Below are 15934 nucleotides of genomic sequence, written 5' to 3'. Positions count from 1 at the left end.
GGGCCACCAGCTGCAGGCCTTCGCCAAAGGCCGGCACCGCGCCGGCGGCCTCGATCACCACGTCGGCGCCGCGCCCGCCGGTGAGCTCGCGCACCCGCGCGGCGCGCGCCGCGGCATCGGGCAGCTCGTCCATGTCCAGGGTGTCGGTGGCACCGAACTGCCGCGCCACCGCCAGGCGCCGCTGCGGCGCGCCGATGACGATCAGCGGCGCGGCACCGGACAGGTGCGCAAGCAGCGTCGCCGCCAGGCCGACCGGACCGCAACCCTGCACCACCACACTCATCCCCGGACGGATGCCCTCCAGCCGTTCGATGCCCTGCAGCACCGTCGGCAACGCACAGCCGAGCGCAATCACCGCGTCTGACGGCGTGTCGTCCGGCACGCGATAGAACGGCAGCCCGGCACGCAGCGTGGCGAAGTCGCAATAGCTGGCCGCGGTCGGCCCGCCCGCATCGCCGAACACACCGGCGAAGGCGTTCTCACACATCGACACGTCACCCAGCACCGTGCAGGCGTGGCAACGCTGGCACGGTGCCACCGGCTGCCAATAAACGCGGTCGCCCACCGCCAGCGGACTGCCGGCGTAATCGGTGCCCACGCCGGCACCGAGTGCCTCGACCACACCCACGCCCTCGTGCCCGAGCACCACCGGACCCGGCAGCGGCACCTCGCCGCGCCAGAAATGCACGTCGGTACCGCACACCCCACCGTGGGTCAGGCGTACCAGCACTTCGCCGGCGGCCGGATCCGCCACCGGCCGCTGCCAGATCTCCAGCGGCGCGTTGGCCGCCACCAACACCGCCCGTTTGCCGATTCGCTGTGTCATCCCGTCACTCCTCCTCGCATGCGCCCTGTCAGGCGTCACCCCGTGCGTGACGTTCTGCGTTCACGGCACGGTCTCGACCCGAGGCGCTAGTCCGCGCCGTCCAACCCCGGCGGCAGCAACTCGATGCTGAGCGCGTGAATGTCGGTGCGCATCAGCTCGCCGAGGGCGGCATAGATCATCCGGTGACACTCCAGCGGCCGTTTGCCGGCGAACGCCGGGGCCGCGATGCGCAGGATGAAATGCCCCCCCTCGCGCGCACCGGCATGGCCGGCGTGACGATGGCTGTCATCGATCAACTCCAGCCGGGTCGGTGCAAACGCCGTCTCCAGACACACCCGGATGCGCTGCGGCCGGTCAGTGGCGTCACTCATGCCGCCGACTCCCCGCCCGCCGTGGCCGGCGGCAGATGACGGCTCAGGTACACGCCCTGCGCCAGGGCGAACGCCAGCGTCAGGCCGAGCAGGCCGAACAGCTTGAAGTCGACCCACAGATCCTGGTGCAGCTTGTGCAGATAGGCGGCCTGGCGCTGCGCCGGCGTGAGTGCCGCCACGGCAGCCTGCTGTTCCGGGGCCAGCTGTGCCCATTCCTTGCCCTCGACCGCGTCGACATAACGGGCGTCATCGACCGCCACCTGCTGGTAGACGGCCTGTTGCCCGGCGTCGAGACGATCGGGCGTGACCTGGTAGACGAAGGCGACGTACGCGTTGAGCGCGCCGCTGAGCAGGAAGAACGCCACCCAGCCGACCGTCAGGCGCCGCCACACCGCACGCGGCAGCGCCAGCTGTCCGCCCAGCAGGCGCTCCGCCAGCGGCATGCGTCCGAGCAGGCTCGCGGCGAACGCCAGCGCAAACGCCCAGTTGATCAGGCTCGGCTTCCACATGATGAAGCGCTCGTCACGCAGGGCGATGGTCAGCCCGCCCAGACCCGCCAGCAGCGCCAGGTTGAACCACTGCGTCCTGTCCACCGGCCGGCGACCGACGCGCAGCGCGGCGATCTGCAAGGCCGACACCGCCACCGCGGCGCCCGTGGCCCAGTAGATGCCCGCCACCTTGTAGGCGACAAAGAACACCACGATGGGCAGGAAATCGAACAACAGCTTCACGCCAGCCAACCTCGGGATTGCTTAAGGCCACTTCCGCCGGGCGAAGCGCCTCGGCGAGAACGAGGGGATAACGCTACCATGCCGCGCCTGACCACCACCGCCACCGGCGTGACCCATGCAGCGCTTTCACGTGCACCCGGACAATCCGCAGCAACGCCTGCTCGGCAAGGCCGCCGAGGCACTCGCCCGCGGGGCGCTGCTGGCCTGCCCGACCGACTGCAGCTACGTGCTGCTGTGCGAGCCGACCGACAAGACCGCCGTGGAGCGCATCCGCGCCCTGCGCCGCCTGGACGGTCAGCACCCGTTCACGCTGCTGTGCCGTGACCTGTCGCAGGTGTCCACCTACGCCACGCTGGGCACCGCCGAACACCGCCTGCTGCGCGCCAGCACGCCGGGGCCGTACACCTTCGTGCTGCCGGCCACGCGCGAGGTGCCCAAGCGCCTGCAGGACCGCCGCCGGGCGGCCGGCATCCGCATCAGCGACCATGCGGTGCCGCTCGGTCTGCTGGCGCTGCGCGACGCGCCGCTGCTGTCGAGCACACTGCAACTGCCGGACGATGAGTTTCCGCTGGTCGACCCGGACGACATTGCCGAGCGTCTGGGAAAGCACATCGACCTGCTGCTGGACGCGGGCCCGTGCGACTACCAGGTCAGCACCGTGGTGGCGTTCGAGGACGGCGTGCCGCAGGTGATCCGGCCCGGCAAGGGCGACCTGTCGCGCTTCGGCGCCTGAGGCACCTACACCCGATAGTAGTCTCGGTACCAGTCGACGAAACGGCGCACGCCCACCTCCACCGGCGTGGCCGGCTGGTAGCCGACGTCACCGGCCAGGTCGTCGATGTCGGCGCAGGTCTCCGGCACGTCGCCCGGTTGCATCGGCAACAGACGTTTCTCGGCCTTGCGACCCAGACACGCCTCCAGCACCTCCAGGTAACGCAGCAGTTCCACCGGCCGGTTGTTGCCGATGTTGTAGATGCGAAACGGCGCCGTGCTGGTGGCCGGGTCCGGCCGCCCGCCGTCCCAGGCCGGATCGGGCGCGGCCACCCGCGCCGTGACGCGCAGCACGCCCTCGACGATGTCGTCGATGTAGGTGAAGTCGCGCCGGTGGTGACCGGCGTTGAACACGTCCACCGGTTCTCCGGCCAGGATGGCGCGGGTGAACAGGAACAGGGCCATGTCCGGCCGGCCCCACGGCCCGTAGACGGTAAAGAACCGCAGGCCACTGACCGGCAGCCCGTACAGGTGGGCATAGCAGTGCGCCATCAGCTCGTTCGAACGCTTGGTGGCGGCATACAGGCTGACCGGGTGATCGGCCAGATCGTGCTCGGAGAACGGCAGCTTGGTGTTGGCGCCGTACACCGAACTGCTCGAGGCATACACCAGGTGCTCCACCGCGCCGTGGCGGCACCCTTCCAGAATGTTCATGAAGCCGACCAGGTTCGCGTCGACATAGGCATGCGGGTGGGTCAGCGAGTACCGCACGCCGGCCTGCGCGGCCAGGTGGATGACCCGCTGCGGGCGCGCCTGGGCGAACAGGCGCTCCATGGCGCCGCGGTCCTGCAGGCGGATGCGCGCCTCGGTGAAGTTGGCGTGCGGCGTCAGACGCGCCAGGCGCGCCAGCTTCAGGTTGACGTCGTAGTAGTCGTTGACCTCGTCCAGGCCGATGACCTCGTGCCCCTGCGCCAGCAGGCGCTCGGCCACCGCCGAACCGATGAAACCGGCGGTGCCGGTGACCAGGATGCGCATGGGCGGCAGGGCCCCGTCGTGACTGCTCACAGCCGCTCGTCCACCAGGTTGCGCGCCAGCACCGACTTGATGTCGTAGACCACCGCCTGCGGCGCCTTCAGCGCCGCCAGCGACGGGCCGTCCAGCGCCGCGAACTGCCGGTGCGCCACGGCCAGCACGATGGCGCCGTAGGCGGCCGGCTGCGGCTGCGCGCACAGGCGAATGCCGTACTCCGCCTCGCACTGCGCGGGGTCGGCCCAGGGGTCGTGTACATCCACCGTCATGCCCAGATCCTCGAGTTCACGCACCACGTCTACCACGCGCGTGTTACGAACATCCGGACAGTTCTCCTTGAACGTGATGCCGAGCACCAGTGCCCGCACGCCGGCCACCGGCAGGCGCCGGCGCACCAGCAGGCGCGCCACGCGCTCGGCCACGTAACGGCCCATGCCGTCATTGATGCGGCGCCCGGCCAGGATGATCTCCGGGTGGTAGCCGATCTCCTGTGCCTTGTAGGTCAGGTAGTACGGATCGACGCCGATGCAGTGTCCGCCGACCAGGCCCGGCCGGAACGGCAGGAAGTTCCACTTGGTCCCCGCCGCCTCCAGCACCTCGCCGGTGTCGATACCCAGCCGATTGAAGATCAGCGCCAGTTCGTTGACCAGCGCGATGTTCAGGTCGCGCTGCGTGTTCTCGATCACCTTGGCCGCCTCGGCCACGCGGATGCTGCTGGCACGGTGGGTCCGCGTCAGTGTGCCGTAGAGGGCGTCGATGTAATCGGCCGCGGCCGGCGTCGAGCCGGCGGTGATCTTGGTCACCGTTTCCAGCCGGTGCTCGCGATCCCCCGGATTGATGCGCTCGGGGCTGTAGCCGACGAAAAAATCGCGGTTGCAGACCAGGCCCGACTCGCGCTCGATCACCGGCACGCACACTTCTTCGGTGGCGCCCGGATATACGGTGGACTCGTACACCACCACCGCGCCGGGGGACATGACCTGGCCAACAGCGCGGCTGGCCGCCAGCAGCGGGCCGAAATCGGGCCGCCGGTGCGCATCCACCGGCGTCGGCACGGTGATGATGAAGGTGTTGCAGGCGGCCAGGTCCGTGAGGTCGGCGCTCAGGCCCACGCAGGACGCGGCCAGCGTGTCGGCATCGACCTCGCCGGTGCTGTCATGGCCCGCCTTCAGGGCGGCGATGCGCTGCCGGTCGATGTCGAAGCCGAGTGTCGGCAACTGCCGGGCGAAGGCCACGGCCAGCGGCAGGCCCACGTAACCGAGGCCCATCACCCCGATCCGCGCCTGTGCCAACTGCAAGGGAAACGTCATACCCGGTCGTCAGCGCGCCGGGGGCAGCCGCACCGGCGAGGCGCCGGACAGGCCAGGAAGATCGCAATTGGTCGGGGTGAGAGGATTCGAACCTCCGGCCCCCGCCTCCCGAAGACGGTGCTCTACCAAGCTGAGCTACACCCCGATTGCGACACTCGTGCTGCGGTCGCCACCAGGGGCGATCACAGGAAACGTCTAGAAATCCCGGGAAACCGCAAACCGTGCCAGACCCTGCAACGCCTGCAAGGCCGGCGAGTCGGGCAAGCCGTCGAGCGCCGCTTCGGCACGCTCGGCGTAGGTCCGCGCGAGCCGCGCAGTGTACGCGATGGCCCCGGTCGATTCAATCACGTCGAGCACCGCGGCAAAGTCCGGCACGCCGCCCTGGCGCAGGGCTTCCCGCACCACCTGCACCTGCCGCGCGTCGCCATGCTGCAGCGCATAGGCCAGCGGCAGCGTGGGGCTGCCCTCGGCCAGGTCGTCACCCAGGTTCTTGCCGATGCGCGCCGCATCACCCTGGTAGTCGAGCAGGTCGTCCACCAGCTGGTAGGCAAGGCCGAAGTTGAGGCCGTAATCGCCCAGCGCCTGCTGGCGCTGCGGCGGCTGACCGGCCAGCAGGGCGCCGCAACGGGCAGCCGCGTCGAACAGGGTGGCGGTCTTGCTGCGGGCGATGGCCAGGCACTGGTCGGGGGTGGCGTCGATGTTGCGGCGGTTCAGGAACTGCAACACCTCGCCTTCGGAAATCCGATTGGTGGCGCCCGCCAGCACGTCCATCACCTCGGCCAGCCCCAGTTCCACCATCATCTGGAACGAACGCGAGTACAGGAAGTCGCCAACCAGCACCGACAGTCCGTTGCCGAAGCGGCTGTTGGCGGTCTGCCGCCCGCGGCGCAGGTCCGACTCGTCCACCACGTCGTCGTGCAGCAGGGTGGCGGTGTGAATGAACTCGACCACGGCCGCCAGCAGATGATGCCGCTCGCCCTCGTAACCGCAGGCGCGCGCCGCCAGCACCGCCATCACCGGCCGCAGGCGCTTGCCGCCGCTGTGGATGATGTAGCCGGACAACTGATCGATGGTCGGCACCGACGAGTGCAGACGCTGTTCGATGAGGGCGTTGACGGCAGCCATGTCGGCAGCGGCCGGCGCCAGCAAGGTGGCAAGAGAAGTGGCGGTCATGCGCGGACAGGGGCCCTGGAAAGCCGGCGGATGCTAGGTTTCGGGCACCACGGGTGTCAAGCCGTTTGACCCTGCGCCCGCAGCGGGAATAGAATTCTCGCCCTTTTTCTTGGCCGGGTGGTAGCACCGCCTGGGCCGACATCGGCATCGGGGAATTCCATGTTTGCGGTAATCGAAACCGGCGGCAAGCAGTACCGGGTTGAACAGGGCAGCGTGCTGAAGGTTGAAAAGCTGCCCGGCGCGGTCGGCGACACGCTCACCTTCGACCAGGTGCTGATGGTCGGCGCCGGCGGCGAAGTGAAAGTCGGTCGGCCCTACGTCGAGGGCGCAACGGTCACCGCCGAACTGCGCGCCGTCGGCCGGCATCCGAAGATCCGCATCATCAAGTTCCGCCGGCGCAAGCACCATCAAAAGCAGATGGGCCACCGCCAGCACTACACCGAAATCGCCATCACCGGCATCGGCGCCCCGTAACACCACGCTCAAGGAGCCCTAGCAGCCATGGCACACAAAAAAGCCGCCGGCAGTTCCCGCAACGGCCGCGATTCCATTTCCAAGCGCCTGGGCGTCAAGCGCTTCGGCGGTCAGCAGGTACTGGCCGGCAACATCCTGGTACGCCAGCGTGGCACTGCCTTCCATGCCGGTGACAACGTCGGCATCGGGCGTGACCACACGCTGTTTGCACTGGTCGACGGTCAGGTACGCTTCCACACCGGCGGCCAGAAGAACCGCCGGTTCATCAGCGTCGAACCGGCTGTCTGACACGGACTGCCATACCCCGGCGCGGCCGGTAGCAAAGCCCCGCCTCGGCGGGGTTTTGTGTTTGTAATGCCTGGGTTGTCGCCATGCGATTCGTCGATGAAGCCACCATCACCGTTACCGGCGGCAAGGGCGGCAACGGGTGCCTCGCCTTCCGGCGCGAGAAATTCATCCCCTTCGGCGGGCCGGACGGCGGCGATGGCGGCGATGGCGGCAGCGTCTATCTGGTCGCCGACGAGGGCCTGAGCACCCTCAGCGACTTCCGCTACCAGCGCCAGTTCAATGCGGAAAGCGGCCAGGCTGGCGCCGGCAGCAACCGTACCGGCCGCTCCGGTGCCGACTGCGACATCAAGGTGCCGGTCGGCACCGTGGTGCGTGACGCCGACACCGAGGAACTGATCGGCGACCTGACCCGCCACGGCCAGCGCCTGAAGGTGGCAGCCGGCGGCTTTCACGGCCTCGGCAACACGCGCTACAAGAGCAGCATCAACCGCGCCCCGCGCCAGACCAGCCCCGGCAAGCCCGGTGAGCAGCGCCGCCTGGCACTCGAACTGCGCCTGCTGGCGGACGTCGGCCTGCTGGGCGCGCCCAACGCCGGCAAGTCCACCCTGTTGTCGGCCGTGTCGCAGGCGCGGCCGAAGGTTGCCGATTACCCGTTCACCACCCTCAACCCGGAACTGGGCGTGGTCGAGGTGGACCGGCTGCGGCGCTTCGTGATGGCCGACATCCCGGGCCTGATCGAGGGCTCGGCCGCCGGCGCCGGCCTTGGCACGCAGTTCCTGCGTCACCTGTCGCGCACCCGCCTGCTGCTGCACCTGCTCGACCTGGCGCCCGCCGACCCGGCCAGCAAGCCGGCCGAGGAAGCGCGCAAGATCGTCGCCGAACTCGAGGCCTTCGACCCCGACCTGGCGGCACTGCCCCGCTGGCTGGTGCTGAACAAGGCCGACCTGCTGCCGGCCGATGAGGCACACGAACGCGCCGCGGCCGTCGCCACCGAACTGGACTGGAACGGCCCGCTGTTCGTCATTTCGGCGGCCACCGGCAACGGTTGCCAGGCCCTGTGCGAGGCCGTGATGCAGCACCTCGAGCAAAACACCGCCCAGGCGGAGCCATGAGCCGCGCTGCCTACGCCGGCAGCGGACGCTGGGTGGTGAAGATCGGCAGCGCGTTGCTGACCGCCGGTGGCACCGGCCTGGACCAGCCGGCCATCGCCGGCTGGGTGGCGCAACTGGCGCAGCTGCGCGCCCACGGCCGCGAGGTGGTGGTGGTGTCCTCCGGCGCGGTGGCCGAGGGCATGCGCCGGCTTGGCTGGTCGCATCGCCCGGAGGCCATTCATGACCTGCAGGCGGCCGCCGCGGTCGGCCAGATGGGGCTGGTTCAGACCTGGGAAAGCTGTTTCCAGCGCCACGGCATCCACACCGCGCAGGTGCTGCTCACGCACGACGACCTGTCGGACCGACGCCGCTACCTGAACGCACGCAGCAGCCTGCGAACACTGCTGGATCTGGGCGTGGTCCCGATCGTCAACGAGAACGACACGGTCGCCTTCGACGAACTGCGCTTCGGCGACAACGACACCCTGGGCGGCCTGGTGGCGAACCTGATCGAGGCCAAGCTGCTGGTGTTGCTGACCGACCGCGACGCCATGTACAGCGCCGACCCCGCCGTCGATCCGCAGGCACAGCGCGTGGCGACGGCACACGCAGCGGACCCGGCACTGGACGCCATGGCCGGCACCGGCGGCCGGCTCGGACGCGGCGGCATGCTGACCAAGCTGCGTGCGGCGCGTCTGGCCGCGCGCTCGGGCGCCGCCACCTGGATCGTCGGCGGCGCCATCGACGGTGTACTGACTTCCCTGGCGACCGGCGCCGACATCGGCACACTGCTGCTGCCGGAGCAAGAGCCCCTGCAGGCCCGCAAGCTTTGGCTGGCGGGCAACCTGCGCGTGCGCGGCCGCCTACACGTGGATGCCGGTGCGGAACGGAGTCTGCGCCAGGCCGGACGCAGCCTGCTGGCGGTCGGCGTGGTGGCAGTGGACGGGGATTTTCGGCGCGGCGACCTGGTCGCCTGCGTGACACCCGACGGGCGCGAGATCGCCCGCGGGCTGTGCAACTACAGCGCCGAGGAGGCGCAACGGATCAGGGGCCTGCCCAGCACCCGGTTTGCCGAGGTGCTCGGCTACATCGACGAACCGGAACTGATCCACCGCGACAACCTGGTACTGGTGTGACGCCGCGGCAGGCAACCACGCCGGCCGCCAGGCGGCCGGCGCCGAAACGGCTCTCAGGCGCTCTGACGCAGTGCGTAGATGCGCTTGTTCAAGCGGCTCTTGTGACGCGCGGCGGCGTTCTTGTGGATCAGGCCACGGGCCGCCATGCGATCCAGCAGCGGCACGGCCGCGCTGTAGCTGGCACTGGCGGTGTCGGCGTCGCCGGCACGAATGGCCGTCAGCACACGCTTGACGGCAGTACGCAGCGCCGAACGGCGGCTCATGTTGTGGGCGCGTCGGTCGGCGCTCTGACGCGCGCGTTTGATGGCTTGCGGGCTGTTTGCCAAGGCGAGATCCCTACGATGGACGACGAAACGTCGAAGGCGAAAAAAAGGTTGCGAACTATGCGCACACGAACGCGCTTTGTCAATCCCGGCCCGGCACGGGCAGCCTAGGACATGCTGCGCTCAGCCGCCTCGGTGGCCGTCGCCACCAGCAGCTCGCGTGTCCTCGGCTACGTGCGGGACATGGTCATCGCCGCCACCTTCGGGGCCGGTCCGGCGGCGGACGCCTTTTTCGTCGCCTTCCGCATCCCGAACTTCCTGCGGCGCCTGTTCGCCGAGGGCGCCTTCTCACAGGCCTTCGTGCCGGTGCTGTCGCAGTACCGGACACAACGCGAACCGGCCGAGGTACGCGACCTGGTGGCACACACCCTGGGCACGCTGGGCGCCGTGCTGTTGGGCACGGCGCTGCTGGCGGTCCTGGCGTCGCCGCTGCTGGTGTGGCTGCTGGCGCCCGGCTTCGGCGACGACCCGCAACGTGGCGCGCTCACCGGCACGTTGCTGCGCGTCACCTTCTGGTACCTGCCGCTGGTGTCGCTGGCAGCGGCGGTGGGCGGCGTCCTCAACACCTTCGGCCGCTATTTCGCGCCGGCGCTCACGCCACTGTTCCTGAACCTGGCGATGATCGCGGCGGCGGTGTGGCTGGCGCCGCGCCTGGACGTGCCTGTGCTGGCACTGGCCATCGGCGTGGTGGTGGGCGGCCTGCTGCAGTTGCTGTGGCAACTGCCGTCGCTGCGCGCCACCGGCAACCTGGTGCGCCCCCGTGTGGGTTTTTCGCACCCCGGCGTGCGCCGCATCCTGACGCTGATGGGACCGGGCGTGTTCGGTTCCTCGGTGGCCCAGATCAACCTGATGTTCGACACCATCGTCGCTTCGTTCCTGGCCACCGGCAGCGTGTCATGGCTGTACTACGCCGACCGTCTGGTCGAGTTTCCGCTCGGCGTGCTGGCCATCGCCTTTGCCACGGTCATCCTGCCGCGCCTGTCACGCGAGCATGCCGGCAACGACCCACAGGCCTTCTCTCGCACGCTGGACTGGGGCCTGCGCTGGGTGGTGCTGGTGGGTCTGCCCGCGGCGGCGGCACTGGGCGTACTGGCCGGTCCGCTGCTGGGAACGCTGTTCCACTACGGGGCGTTCGACACCCACTCGGTACACATGGCGCGGCAGGCGCTGTGGGCCTTTGCGCCCGGCCTGGTGGCCTTCATGGCCATCAAGGTCCTGGCGCCGGGGTACTACGCCCGCCAGGACACACGCACGCCAATGCGCATCGGCGTTGCCGCCATGCTGGCTAATATCGGCATCACCCTGGTGCTGGTGTGGCCGCTGCAGCACGCCGGACTGGCCGCCGCCACCAGCTTGGCGGCCTACCTCAACGCGTTATTATTGCTGCGCGGTCTGCGGCGCAGCGGCGTGTACCGCCCGCAACCTGGCTGGCGCCAGTTCCTGTGCCGGGTGGCCGCTGCCACGGCCGTCATGACGCTGTTGCTGTGGCTCGGCAGCGGCACGTTGGATGTCTGGCTTGCGCGCAGCGCCGCCGAACGTGGCCTGCACCTGATGACCTGGGTGCTCGCCGGCCTGTTCAGCTACGGTGCCGTGCTGCTGGCCCTGCGCCTGCCGCTGACCTCGTTGCGCCGGCCATGACACCGACGCTGTTGCGGCACGCCGTGGACCGCCAACCGACTCCAGAAACTGCTCCGACGCATCGACAAAGCCCACGTGGACAGCGACTTTCTCCGTATCGGATCACCACAGGACCCGCGGGTGTTCAGCCTCGCCGAGGCGCAGACCCTGTTCCCGCTGGTACGCGGCATCACCCAGCGCGCCGCCGAGGAACTGGCACCGGTGCAACGCCAGCTGAAGGTGCTGCCGCGGCGCACCATCGAATTGCAGGCGGCCGAAAAACGCTACCAGACCATCGTCAACGCCTGGGTCAACAAGATGCGGCGCCTGGGTCTGGTGGTGAAGGGGCTGTGGCTGGTCGATTTCGACACCGGCGACGGCTATCTGTGCTGGAAATATCCGGAACTGACGCTGGGGCACTACCACGGCTACGACGAGGGTTTCGCCGGCCGCCGGCCGCTGCGCGAGGTACTGGAAACCCTCGACCCGGACTGGGCGCGCTACTGAGCGCCGCCCACGCCACCGACCACGGAAGCCCGGTGTGGAACTGATCCGCGGCCTGCACAACCTGCGTCCCGCGCACCACGGCTGCGTGGCCAGCATCGGCAATTTCGACGGCGTCCACCTGGGCCATCGGGCCATCGTCGGCCGCCTGCGCGAGCACGCCGCGGCGTGCGGGCTGCCGGCGCGGGTGGTGCTGTTCGAGCCGCAACCGCTGGAGTTCTTTCGCCCGCAGGCGGCCAAGCCACGCCTGATGCGCCTGCGCGAAAAAGTGGCCGCGCTGGCGGCGCTTGGCGTGGACGGCGTGCTGTGCCTGCACTTCGACGCGCGCCTGGCCGGCATGCCGCGCGAGGCGTTCGTCGATCGACTGCTGGTGCAGGGGCTCGGTGTACGACAGCTCGTGGTCGGGCCGGACTTTCGCTTCGGCCATCGGCGCCAGGGTGACACCGACTACCTGCATGCTGTCGGCGCCACGGCCGGCTTCGGCGTCGAGGTGGTGCCGCCGCTGCAGTTGGACGGCGAACGGGTCAGCAGCACCGCCGTGCGCCAGCACCTGGTCACCGGCGATCTGGACGGCGCCGCGCGCCTGCTGGGCCGCCCCTACACCCTGCACGGACGCGTCAGCCACGGCGACGCCCGTGGCCGCACGCTCGGCTTCCCGACGCTGAACCTGCCGCTGCACCGCCGGGCGGTGAGCCTGCGCGGTGTGTTCGCCGTGCGCGTGACGGGACTGGCCGCCACGCCGTTGCCGGCGGTGGCCAACCTCGGCTGGCGTCCGACCGTCGACGGCCGCTATCCGCTGCTCGAAGTCCATGTGCTCGACTTCAGTGGCGAGGTTTACGGCCGGCAGGTGCAGGTGACCTTCGTGCAGCGCCTGCGCGACGAACAGCGTTTCGACAGCCTCGATGCACTGCGCCGTCAGATCGACGACGACGTGCGCGCCGCCCGCGCGGTGTTCGCCCAATCCTGAGAACAAGCCCACATGGCCGACTACAAAGCGACACTCAACCTGCCGCAGACCGACTTTCCCATGCGCGGCAACCAGCCGCAGCGCGAACCGCAGACGCTGGCCCGCTGGCGGGAATTGGACATTTACGCGCGCCTGCGCCGCGAGCGGGCCGGCCGGCCGCGGCGCGTGCTGCATGACGGCCCGCCGTACGCCAACGGCGACATCCACATCGGCCACGCCGTCAACAAGATCCTGAAGGACATCATCGTCAAGTCCTGGACCCTGGACGGTGACGACGCACCCTACGTGCCCGGCTGGGACTGCCACGGCCTGCCGATCGAGCACATGGTGGAGAAAAAACTCGGCAAGCCCGGCGCCAAGGTCAGCGCGGGCGAGTTCCGCGCCGCCTGCCGCGACTACGCCGCCCGGCAGGTGGCCGGCCAGCGCGGCGACTTCGAGCGCCTGGGCGTGATCGGTGACTGGGACGACCCGTACCTGACCATGGCGCCGCAGACCGAGGCCGACATCCTGCGCGCGCTCGGCCGCATCATCGCCGGCGGCTACCTCTACAAGGGCGAGCGACCGGTCCACTGGTGTCTTGACTGCCGCTCGGCGCTGGCCGAGGCCGAGGTCGATTACCAGGACAAGACCTCACCGGCCATCGACGTGCGGTTCGCGGTGCTGGACCGCGCCAGGGCGGCGGCGGCCTTCGGCGCCTCCGGTGACGACCGGCCGCTGAGCCTGCCGATCTGGACCACCACGCCGTGGACGCTGCCGGCCAACCAGGCGGTGGCGCTGAACGCCGAGATCGAGTACGGGCTGTACGACACCGGCAGCGAGCGCCTGATCCTGGCCACCGAGCTGGCCGAAACCGCCCTCACGCGCTACGACCTGGCCGGCGCGCGCCCGGTCGGTCGCTGCACCGGCGCGGCGCTGGAAGGCCTGATGCTGCGTCATCCGTTCTTGGACCTCGACGTGCCGGTGATCCTGGGTGATCACGTCACCACCGAGGCCGGTACCGGCGCCGTGCACACCGCGCCCGGCCACGGCGCCGACGACTTTGCGGCCGGCAAGGTCTACGGCCTCAAGGTCTACAACCCGGTCGGCAGCGACGGCCGCTTCCTGCCCGGCACGCCGCATGTCGAAGGCCTGCAGGTGTTTGCCGCCAACAAGACGCTCATCGAGCTGCTGCGCGAACGCGGCGCCCTGCTCGCCGACCGGCCGCTGCAGCACAGCTACCCGCACTGCTGGCGCCACAAGACGCCCACCATCACGCGCACGACCCCGCAGTGGTTCATCTCCATGGCGCATGCCGACCTGCGCGGCAAGGCGCTGACCGCCATCGCGCAAACCCAGTGGACACCCGCCTGGGGCGAGGCGCGCATCCACGGCATGATCGCGAACCGGCCCGACTGGTGCGTCTCGCGCCAGCGCGTGTGGGGGGTGCCGATCGCGCTGTTCGTGCACCGCGTCACCGGCGAGCTGCACCCACGCAGCGACGCGCTGATCGAGGCGGTCGCGCAGCGCATCGAGCAGCGCGGCATCGAGGCCTGGTTCGAGCTCGATCCGGCCGAGTTGCTGGGCGCCGAGGCGGCCGATTACGAGAAGGTGCCGGACATTCTGGACGTGTGGTTCGACTCCGGCGTCACGCACCAGAGCGTGCTGGCGCGCCGCCCGGAGCTCGGCTACCCGGCCGAGCTGTATCTGGAAGGCTCCGACCAGCACCGTGGCTGGTTCCATTCGTCGCTGCTCACCTCGGTGGCGCTGCACGGCCACGCGCCCTATCGCGGCGTGCTGACGCACGGCTTCACGGTAGACGCCGCCGGCAAGAAGATGTCGAAGTCCGCCGGCAATGTGATCGCGCCGCAGAAGGTCATCAACCAGCTTGGCGCCGACGTGCTGCGCCTGTGGGTGGCCAGCACCGACTACAGCGCCGAGATGTCCATCTCGGACGAAATTCTCAGCCGCAACGCCGACGCCTACCGGCGCCTGCGCAACACCGCGCGCTTTCTGCTGGCGAACCTCGCCGGCTTCGACCCGGCGACGGACGCGCTTGCGCCCGAGGCCCTGGTGGCGCTGGACCGCTGGCTGCTGCGCCGCGCCGGCGCCCTCGACGCCGACCTGCGCGACGACTACGCGGCCTATCAGTTCCACGAGGTCAGCCGCAAGATCCACCATTTCTGCGCGGTCGACCTGGGCGCGTTCTATCTCGACGTGATCAAGGACCGCCAATACACCGGCCAGGCCGACGGCCATCCACGCCGCTCGGCGCAGACCGCGATGTACCACGCCCTGGAACTGCTGGTGCGCTGGCTGGCGCCGGTTCTGAGCTTCACCGCCGAAGAGATCTGGCGCTGCATGCCCGGCGACCGGACCGACAGCGTCCTGCTCACCACCTGGTACGCCCCCCCTGCGCTGCCGGCGGAGGACGCCGAGCCGCTCACCATGGCGGCCTGGGACCGTGTACGCGCCATCCGCGACACGGTGAACCGCCAGCTGGAACGCCTGCGTGTCGCCGGTGACATCGGCTCGGCACTGGATGCCGAGGTGGATCTGTACGTCGACGGAACCGACGCGACGCTGCTTCGCACGCTCGGCGACGAGCTGCGTTTCGCGCTCATCTGCTCCTATGCACGCCTGCACCCGGCGGACCAGCGGCCCGCGCATGCGGTGGCCGATGAAAGCGGTCTTTGGGTAGTGGTGAGCGCGTGTACGCATCCGAAGTGCGTGCGCTGCTGGCATCACCGCGACGACGTCGGGCGCCACGCCGACCACCCGGAGCTGTGCGGCCGCTGCGTGGAGAACGTCGCCGGCAACGGAGAACAGCGGTGTTTCGCTTGATGGGCACGCGCCTGGCGCTGGCCACGCTGGTCCTGGTTCTCGACCAGCTCAGCAAGGCCGCCGTTCTACGTTGGTTGCACCCTCACCAGGTGGTCGACCTGCTGCCTGGGTTCAACCTGACCTTGGCGTTCAACCGTGGGGCGGCGTTCAGCTTTCTGGCGGGCGCCGGTGGCTGGCAGCGGTGGTTCTTCGCCGGGGTGGCGATGCTGGCCAGCGTGGTGATCGTCGTGATGCTGCGTCGGACTCCGCCACACGAGCGCCTCACGGCGACCGCACTGGCGTTGATACTCGGCGGCGCCATCGGCAATCTCATCGACCGTCTGCGGTGGGGGCACGTGGTCGATTTTCTCGATGTCTATGTCGGCAGCGCGCACTGGCCCGCCTTCAACCTCGCCGACAGTGCCATCTGCGTCGGTGCCGTGCTGTTCGCGTGGGGCGCCTGGCGTAGCGGACGGCACACCGCGTAATCCGCCCGATCCGGGTTGCCCGCACCCTCACGCACCTTTTTCCGTTATGGGCCTGCAACGAAAAAAGCCGGGACATGCCCGGCTTTTTTCGCTTGA

Annotated in this window: 17 protein-coding genes and 1 tRNA gene; 10 read left to right on the top strand and 8 right to left on the bottom strand. The window is 69.5% G+C overall.

The genetic code is table 11. The features are described from left to right. From ABYX71_RS01415 to ABYX71_RS01405, 3 genes are all read right to left on the bottom strand, one after another. A partial coding sequence (locus tag ABYX71_RS01415; protein ID WP_372694175.1) for an alcohol dehydrogenase catalytic domain-containing protein occupies window positions 1–826 on the bottom strand: 826 nt, incomplete at its 3' end. Window positions 827–912: 86 nt separating this feature from the next. Then, window positions 913–1197, bottom strand: a complete 285-nt coding sequence (locus tag ABYX71_RS01410; protein WP_372694173.1) for a BolA family protein — start codon at window positions 1195–1197, stop codon at window positions 913–915. Beyond that, window positions 1194–1928: an inner membrane-spanning protein YciB gene (locus tag ABYX71_RS01405; protein ID WP_372694171.1), complete on the bottom strand. Its 735-nt coding sequence runs from the start codon at window positions 1926–1928 to the stop codon at window positions 1194–1196. The genes ABYX71_RS01410 and ABYX71_RS01405 overlap by 4 nt, the downstream gene beginning before the upstream one ends. A 115-nt stretch (window positions 1929–2043) precedes the next feature. Between ABYX71_RS01405 and ABYX71_RS01400 the strand changes: the two genes are divergently transcribed. Beyond that, window positions 2044–2661, top strand: coding sequence for an L-threonylcarbamoyladenylate synthase (locus tag ABYX71_RS01400; RefSeq protein ID WP_372694169.1), 618 nt, complete (start codon window positions 2044–2046; stop codon window positions 2659–2661). A gap of 5 nt (window positions 2662–2666) precedes the next feature. On the opposite strand, the gene ABYX71_RS01395 is transcribed toward ABYX71_RS01400, so the two are convergent. The 4 genes from ABYX71_RS01395 to ABYX71_RS01380 form a co-directional block, all read right to left on the bottom strand. Further along, window positions 2667–3674 carry an NAD-dependent epimerase gene (locus ABYX71_RS01395; protein ID WP_372694179.1) on the bottom strand — a complete coding sequence of 336 codons (1008 nt, stop codon included), beginning with the start codon at window positions 3672–3674 and terminating at the stop codon, window positions 2667–2669. 26 nt (window positions 3675–3700) lie between these two features. Further along, window positions 3701–4978 carry a nucleotide sugar dehydrogenase gene (locus ABYX71_RS01390; protein ID WP_372694167.1) on the bottom strand — a complete coding sequence of 426 codons (1278 nt, stop codon included), beginning with the start codon at window positions 4976–4978 and terminating at the stop codon, window positions 3701–3703. Window positions 4979–5046: 68 nt separating this feature from the next. After that, window positions 5047–5123, bottom strand: a tRNA-Pro gene (locus ABYX71_RS01385). Window positions 5124–5173: 50 nt separating this feature from the next. Then, complete coding sequence (locus ABYX71_RS01380) at window positions 5174–6151, bottom strand: polyprenyl synthetase family protein (RefSeq protein ID WP_372694165.1); 978 nt, start codon at window positions 6149–6151, stop codon at window positions 5174–5176. Between the two features lie 159 nt (window positions 6152–6310). Between ABYX71_RS01380 and rplU the strand changes: the two genes are divergently transcribed. The 4 genes from rplU to proB all read left to right on the top strand — a co-directional run bounded on the left by rplU (window position 6311) and on the right by proB (window position 9140). Next, window positions 6311–6625, top strand: a complete 315-nt coding sequence (gene rplU, locus ABYX71_RS01375; protein WP_372694163.1) for a 50S ribosomal protein L21 — start codon at window positions 6311–6313, stop codon at window positions 6623–6625. Between the two features lie 27 nt (window positions 6626–6652). Continuing rightward, complete coding sequence (gene rpmA, locus ABYX71_RS01370) at window positions 6653–6913, top strand: 50S ribosomal protein L27 (RefSeq protein ID WP_372694161.1); 261 nt, start codon at window positions 6653–6655, stop codon at window positions 6911–6913. Between the two features lie 83 nt (window positions 6914–6996). Then, on the top strand, window positions 6997–8025 hold the full coding sequence (gene cgtA / locus ABYX71_RS01365) for an Obg family GTPase CgtA (RefSeq protein ID WP_372694159.1): 1029 nt from the start codon (window positions 6997–6999) through the stop codon (window positions 8023–8025). Then, window positions 8022–9140, top strand: coding sequence for a glutamate 5-kinase (gene proB, locus ABYX71_RS01360; RefSeq protein WP_372694157.1), 1119 nt, complete (start codon window positions 8022–8024; stop codon window positions 9138–9140). Before cgtA ends, proB begins: the two co-directional genes overlap by 4 nt. A 53-nt stretch (window positions 9141–9193) precedes the next feature. Here proB and rpsT read toward each other — a convergent pair whose 3' ends face one another. Then, a complete protein-coding gene (gene rpsT, locus ABYX71_RS01355) occupies window positions 9194–9466 on the bottom strand; it encodes a 30S ribosomal protein S20 (protein WP_372694155.1) in 273 nt (90 codons plus the stop codon). 111 nt (window positions 9467–9577) lie between these two features. Between rpsT and murJ the strand changes: the two genes are divergently transcribed. From murJ to lspA, 5 genes are all read left to right on the top strand, one after another. Next, window positions 9578–11101, top strand: a complete 1524-nt coding sequence (murJ, locus tag ABYX71_RS01350; protein ID WP_372694153.1) for a murein biosynthesis integral membrane protein MurJ — start codon at window positions 9578–9580, stop codon at window positions 11099–11101. A gap of 120 nt (window positions 11102–11221) precedes the next feature. Next, window positions 11222–11587, top strand: coding sequence for a DUF2203 domain-containing protein (locus ABYX71_RS01345; protein WP_372694151.1), 366 nt, complete (start codon window positions 11222–11224; stop codon window positions 11585–11587). Between the two features lie 34 nt (window positions 11588–11621). Next, a complete protein-coding gene (ribF, locus tag ABYX71_RS01340) occupies window positions 11622–12551 on the top strand; it encodes a bifunctional riboflavin kinase/FAD synthetase (protein ID WP_372694149.1) in 930 nt (309 codons plus the stop codon). A 12-nt stretch (window positions 12552–12563) separates the two neighbouring features. Then, the gene (gene ileS / locus ABYX71_RS01335; RefSeq protein WP_372694147.1) at window positions 12564–15371 is read left to right on the top strand and encodes an isoleucine--tRNA ligase; all 2808 of its coding nucleotides are present in this window, start codon (window positions 12564–12566) and stop codon (window positions 15369–15371) included. Then, window positions 15371–15838, top strand: coding sequence for a signal peptidase II (lspA, locus tag ABYX71_RS01330; protein WP_372694177.1), 468 nt, complete (start codon window positions 15371–15373; stop codon window positions 15836–15838). The genes ileS and lspA overlap by 1 nt, the downstream gene beginning before the upstream one ends. Window positions 15839–15934 lie beyond the last annotated feature (96 nt).

It is taken from the genome of Immundisolibacter sp. (genome assembly GCF_041625615.1).
Classification (GTDB): domain Bacteria; phylum Pseudomonadota; class Gammaproteobacteria; order Immundisolibacterales; family Immundisolibacteraceae; genus Immundisolibacter.
The sequence above is the reverse complement of the archived record's forward strand: the minus strand, read 5'-3'. Positions and strand labels throughout refer to the sequence as shown.